Origin of the sequence: Shewanella sp. GutDb-MelDb (assembly GCF_002836075.1) — a bacterium.
GTDB lineage: Bacteria > Pseudomonadota > Gammaproteobacteria > Enterobacterales > Shewanellaceae > Shewanella.
On record NZ_PJBM01000024.1, the window covers coordinates 1 to 4239 of the forward strand.

General features: G+C 41.3%; 5 protein-coding genes. 3 read left to right on the forward strand and 2 right to left on the reverse strand.

Translation table 11 applies throughout. The annotated features are described in order from the left end of the window. Nucleotides 1-3 precede the first annotated feature (3 nt). The 3 genes from CXF82_RS00675 to CXF82_RS00685 are packed head-to-tail and all read left to right on the forward strand — an operon-like array spanning nt 4 to nt 3122. Nucleotides 4-1119, forward strand: a complete 1116-nt coding sequence (locus tag CXF82_RS00675; protein WP_102043494.1) for a murein hydrolase activator EnvC family protein — start codon at nt 4-6, stop codon at nt 1117-1119. 33 nt (nt 1120-1152) lie between these two features. Then, a complete protein-coding gene (locus CXF82_RS00680; protein ID WP_101092007.1) occupies nt 1153-2358 on the forward strand; it encodes a S41 family peptidase in 1206 nt (401 codons plus the stop codon). An 8-nt stretch (nt 2359-2366) separates the two neighbouring features. Beyond that, entirely contained in the window at nt 2367-3122 is a 756-nt protein-coding gene (locus tag CXF82_RS00685) for a divergent polysaccharide deacetylase family protein (RefSeq protein ID WP_102039076.1), read from the forward strand. Here the strand turns inward: CXF82_RS00685 and CXF82_RS00690 are convergent. Further along, on the reverse strand, nt 3103-3552 hold the full coding sequence (locus tag CXF82_RS00690; RefSeq protein ID WP_101092009.1) for an Rrf2 family transcriptional regulator: 450 nt from the start codon (nt 3550-3552) through the stop codon (nt 3103-3105). The genes CXF82_RS00685 and CXF82_RS00690 overlap by 20 nt on opposite strands. A 39-nt stretch (nt 3553-3591) precedes the next feature. After that, entirely contained in the window at nt 3592-3846 is a 255-nt protein-coding gene (locus CXF82_RS00695; protein WP_102039077.1) for a YkgJ family cysteine cluster protein, read from the reverse strand. Nucleotides 3847-4239 lie beyond the last annotated feature (393 nt).

Genomic DNA, 4239 nt, shown 5'->3' on the forward strand with positions numbered 1-4239 from the left:
TTTATCAAAGCCAGCATTATTGCTGGCTTTATATCACTTCCCTTATCGGTAAATGCGACTGATCTCGATCGTCGTCAATCTGAACTTAAGTCGATTCAGACACAGATAAACAAGCAACAATCAGCCGTTAAAAATACCAATAAACAGAGAGAACGTTTGATCTCTTTGCTCAAAAAAGATGAGCAAGCTATTGCTGCCGCTGCAAAAAAAGTTAATAAAACCAAACAAGATTTAACCAAAATAGATAAGGCTTTGGCTAAGCTTAACGCTAAATACACCCAGTTAGAAAAACTCAAAAACATCCAGCAAAAAACATTGTCTAATCAACTTGCTAGCGCTTACTTAGCCGGTAATCATGATTACAGTAAAATGCTGCTTAATCAACAATCTCCAGCCAGTATCGAACGCTTACTCGCTTACTACCAATACTTGAACAATGCCCGTATCGCTTCGATAAAACAGCTTCAAAGCACCATCGTAGAACTTGATGAAGTACAACTTCAGCAGAAAGATAACCAAACTCGATTAAACAAGTTAGCCCTTGAGCAGCAACAGCAAGCTACGCTTTTGAGCCAAGAGCAGTCTCAGCGCCAACAAACCTTAACTCAATTACAAAGAACGCTTAGTAGCAGTGGTGCAAAATTAGAGCAGCTGCAAATTGAAGAGGCCAGTTTAAAACGAGTGGTTGAACAAGCGCTATTGGCGATGAAAAACAACCCTGCGTTCGATGGTTTATCGAGTAAACGAAAACTAAAATGGCCCACTAAAGGCCGAATAAAATCAGGTTTTGGCAGTAAACGTTCAGGCCAAGTCAAATGGAAAGGCGTGACGATTTCAGCTGCTGAAGGAAAAAACATTGAAGCGATTGCTGGCGGACAAGTCATTTATGCTGACTGGCTACGCGGTTTCGGTATGGTTTTAGTTGTCGATCATGGCAAAGGGTATATGAGCTTATATGGGCATGCACAAACTCTTTTAAAAGCTGCAGGAGACTCTGTTCGCAAAGGTGAACCCATTGCATTGGTCGGTCGCTCAGGTGGACAGACCGAGTCTGGCCTATACTTTGAAGTAAGACATAAAGGGCAAGCTGTCGATCCGGCGAGGTACTGTAAGCGGTAGACATAGAATCCCTTTCTTATACAAGGGGTTAATATGTCAGGAGTTGTCCGTAATCTTAGTTTTGCCGCCGCGGGTTTAGCATTAGGCCTGTCACTCACTTTATTTGGCCAAGAGCATACTCAGCAATATAAAACACGCATCGACTATCCCGTATTACTCGATGTCATCGATACAATTGAAACCTACTACGTTACAAAGATCACCGAAGAAGAACTCATTGAAGCGGCCATTGAAGGTATTTTTGCAAAACTCGACCCCTATTCTAGCTTTCTAGATAAACAAGCATTCGCCAATATCCAAGATAGTAACGACGGTGAATATTATGGCTTTGGCGTAGAGATAGCGACAGATAATGATCAAATAACAATCGTCACTCCTTTCCCCCAGTCGCCCGCTGAACTGGCAGGTATTATGCCGGGAGATAGAGTTATAAAGCTAAATCAACAGTTAGTGACCGCAGATAAACTTGAAAACCTACTCAATGAAATCAAACAACATAGCTACGACAAGCAAGCGATTGATTTAGAGCTTATCAGAGCAAACTCCGAAACAACTTATAGCGTAACCATCAGCCCTAGTCTTATCACCATTAACTCTGTCGAAGCACAGCTGTTAGATAACCAAATTGGCTATATAAAACTGTCGAGCTTTCAAGAAAACTCCACTCAAGATATGGTTAAACAACTTGCATTATGGCAAGCCAAACCCCTAAATGGGCTTATTCTTGACCTTAGAAATAACCCTGGTGGTCTACTCGATCAAGCCATTAAAATCGCAGATATCTTTTTAGAGAAAGGGAGAATTGTTGCAACTGAAGGTCGTTTCTTTGACGCAAATTCTGATTACTACGCCTCACCACAAACCATGGTAAACAGTGTACCCATGCTGGTACTTATCAATAAAGGATCAGCATCTGCATCTGAGGTACTCGCCGCTGCACTGCAAGAAAACGGCAGAGCTAAGCTCATCGGTCAAACAAGCTTTGGTAAAGGCACAGTTCAAAGCCTTATCCCTACGCTTACCGAAGGCAATGCCATTAAGCTCACCATTGCCAAATACACCACCCCTAATGGCAGAGATATACACGAAAAAGGGATTATACCCGACATTAAAGTGGCATTAGACATTGTAACAAGTGATCAAACTATGCCTATAATAAATACAAATTCACTCCGTGGTGATATTGCTGAAGATAAACTCGTTAACTCAGCAATAGCCTGGATCAAAACAGAAAAATAACTAATACAGTGCGCTACTTATTATTTTGCTTTTTATTATTCAGTTCGAATGTGTTTGCCGCAAGGATTGCCATCATCATTGACGACATTGGATATCGTCAATCTGATAAGGCCGTGCTGGCGCTGCCATCAAATGTGACCCTGTCGGTGTTGCCACTAACACCTTTAGGCAAAGCCGTTGCCACTCAAGCATACCAACGAGGTAGTGAGATTTTAGTGCACCTGCCAATGCAGGCGCTCAATGGTAAAACAATTGGGCCTGGTGCTTTAACGAACGCTATGTCAGAGCAAGATTTTAAACAGCAGCTAGAACACGCTATCGATAGTGTACCATTCGCAATTGGCGCTAATAACCATATGGGCAGCTTGTTAACGCAGCTTACCGAACAAATGCACTGGGTAATGGATACGCTATTACAGCGGGATATTTATTTTATAGACAGTGTGACAACCAAATTTACTCAAGCTGGAGCAATAGCAGAAGAGATGGGAGTTCCGTTATTAAAGCGGACTATTTTTCTTGATAATGATAAATCAAATGCCGGGTTAGAATTTCAATTTCAACAGGCGATAACACTTGCTGAAACACAGGACAGTATTGTTATTATTGCTCACCCCTACCCTGAAACGTTGGCTTTTTTGAGCAATAATCTTCATCGCTTAGCGGAGGCCAATATCGCCCTAGTTCCCGCGTCAAAGCTATTACCTTTCAATGTAGCCTCACAGGATAAAGGAACTAAAGAGCCTACTGTAAGATTGGAATAGACAAGTCTGGTAGTAGCGACTTAAGCTCTTTATTGTTACTTACAATCATATCTAACGTATAGCCATCAAGCACTGCTAAATAAGCATTAACCGCTTCTGAAAGGACACTTTTTAATTTGCAAGCAGGCGTAAATAAGCAGTATGGCTTACTGCAATCGATAGGAGACAAGGAGTTTTCAAGAGCGCGAACCACTTCACCTATATTGATTTCGTTAGCAGCTTTTGCCAACTTAAAACCACCACTCTTACCTCTTACTGTTTTTAAGTAGCCTAATTTACCAAGATGATGAACAACTTTAGAGATATGGTTCGCTGATAAGTCAAAAACATCTGTAACTTCAGAGATACGAAAAAGCGACTCACGCTCTGGATGTAAAGCCAGATACATCAGTGTTCTCAATCCAAAATCAGTGTAACGAGTTAACTGCATTGCTTACCAATCCATATATTGACTATCTAACAAAATTTTCTAGCTGTTTGTTGCTTGTTCCAATGAGCTAATCAGCCATAAAGCTTCTTCATCATTAGCGCCACAAACATCTTCCGTTGCTGTAAATTGACCACAAACAGCAGGTCTCTCTGGTTTACCAAAAAGCTTACACAAATTACCATCATTCAACTGAATGCACCTAACTCCTGCCAGCTTACCCTGAGGCATTCCTGGAATTGGAGTCGTGATAGAAGGCGCAATGCAGCAAGCACCACAACCTAAGCGACAGTTCATCTTAATACCTTAAATTAGCAATTTTCATTATACCGCTATCAAACAGAATTGATTTGTATCACATCACATACTGCTTAACAGTAAGCCAATATCTTACCAGAATCGTGATCAGTGCATACTATTTAGCATCGACTTATACACACTTTTTACATCTAAAAATTCAGACACAAAAACGCGCTAATAGTACGGATAAGCATTTGCGCAATCTTGGCCCAGCTGACGAGCTCTTCTCAAAAAAGAACCCGCGCTACAGCCTAGACTGACAATTTCAGCTCAATAATAAACCAACGAGCCCGTATATTGTCTCTTTTTATGCCATAAAAAACAGACACGAAAAAGCCCTAGCATTGCTGCTAGGGCTTATCGTAATGTTGGCGGAGTGGACGAGACTCG

Excerpts from the sequence above, each read along its gene's own strand:
- CXF82_RS00680 (WP_101092007.1), top strand. The coding sequence starts at position 1,153 with ATGTCAGGAGTTGTCCGTAATCTTAGTTTTGCCGCCGCGGGTTTAGCA.
- CXF82_RS00690 (WP_101092009.1), bottom strand. The coding sequence starts at position 3,552 with ATGCAGTTAACTCGTTACACTGATTTTGGATTGAGAACACTGATGTAT.
- CXF82_RS00695 (WP_102039077.1), bottom strand. The coding sequence starts at position 3,846 with ATGAACTGTCGCTTAGGTTGTGGTGCTTGCTGCATTGCGCCTTCTATC.